Genomic DNA, 954 nt, shown 5'->3' with positions numbered 1-954 from the left:
GCCGGCCCGGCCCCCGGCGGCGGGGCGGGACCGGCCGCGGGGCCCGCTCCGGGGCCGGGCCCGTGGGCGGGGCCGCGGACGGGACGGCGGCGGGATGGTTTGCATTCGCGACATGTGCATGCGGGTCTCCGACAGGTGGTCGCCGGTGCTCCCGGCAACCGCCCGTGTTCCTGAGAAATCCGGAAATCCCTCGCATCGGCGTCGTCCGCCGGGAGGGCCCTTGTTGAATTCACGCGATGTGACCGGCCGGCCACCGGAGGTCCGGCGGCCGAATGTGCAGAAGCATCGCCGGTCTCCGCAGGATCTTCATAAGGTTTATCGCGCTGTGACAAATTCCCGTACGGCTGTCCCCCCGGCGGCCGCCGACTGCTGATGATGCCCACTCAGGCGAGAGGGCCCGGACCGCAATTCCCGGTTTCCCGTCCTCGCGCCCGGTACGGAAGTCCGGAGGTAGACGATGTGCGAAATCCTTGACCGCATCTGGTCACGACCACGCGGCGAGTGGACCCGGGTGGTGAGAAGGGAACTCCCCGCCGTCGCCGCCCAGGTGGTCGAGGAGCTGCAGCGCGGCACGCCGGCGTTCGCGGCGGTCTCCCGGCGCATCGGCGCGGAAGCGACGCAGGCCGCCGTCGAGCAGGCGCTGCTGCTGACCCTCGGGCTGCGGCCCGCGCGCCGGACCGAGCAGCCCCGCATACCGCAGCAGCGGCGAAAACCGGCCCGCGTCGTCACCCCCATGCCCGGCACCCGGGCGCGCCAGGCCCTCTTCGCCGCCCTCGCCGACGACCGGTGCATCCCCGCCGACGTGCTCGCCGAACTCGCCGCCCAGGCGGCCTGGCCGCTGCCGCGCCGCGTCCGGGCCGTCGTCCTCGCCGGCGCCGGCACCGCAGACGCGCCGGTGCCCGCGCCCCACCTCGTGCCCCCGCCCTCCCCGCAGCTCACCTCCCAGCTGGCGGC

1 protein-coding gene is annotated in these 954 nt (G+C 74.5%); it reads left to right on the top strand.

What is annotated here, in order from left to right; translation table 11 throughout:
- Positions 1-457 precede the first annotated feature (457 nt).
- The coding region (locus B7P34_RS36000; protein WP_223268618.1) for a hypothetical protein at positions 458-954 on the top strand (497 nt) is incomplete at its 3' end.

Origin of the sequence: Streptosporangium nondiastaticum (genome assembly GCF_003011965.1) — a bacterium.
Taxonomy (GTDB): Bacteria; Actinomycetota; Actinomycetes; order Streptomycetales; family Streptomycetaceae; genus Streptomyces; species Streptomyces nondiastaticus.
Note: the sequence above shows the minus strand (reverse complement) of the source record. Positions and strands in the feature narration are given on the sequence as shown.